General features: G+C 61.8%; 1 protein-coding gene. It reads left to right on the forward strand.

The features are described 5' to 3' along the window. A partial coding sequence (locus AAEY79_RS15835) for a hypothetical protein (protein WP_352289603.1) occupies positions 1-251 on the forward strand: 251 nt, incomplete at both ends.

A 251-nucleotide genomic window follows, 5' to 3' on the forward strand; every position in this document is an offset into this window, starting at 1 on the left:
GTTCCAGGTCCAGCAATCGAATAACCCGGTGTCTTCGCGCAAGATCCGCATCCAACGCGAGCAAGGCCCCTTCCTGGTGGACATCAGCGCCCGCCCCTACCGCGATGAAGCGACCGAAAACGACTACGTGCTGGTGATCTTCCAGGAAACCGCCGTCGACCCGTTGCTGCCCGACATCGACGCCGTCAGCCAGGCCGAAAACGCGATCATGAGCAACCTGGAGCGCGAGCTGCAACGCACCAAGTTGCACC

Origin of the sequence: Psychrobacter sp. GW64-MNA-CIBAN-0177, assembly GCF_040309585.1 — a bacterium.
In the GTDB taxonomy this organism is placed as follows: Bacteria; Pseudomonadota; Gammaproteobacteria; order Pseudomonadales; family Moraxellaceae; genus Psychrobacter; species Psychrobacter okhotskensis.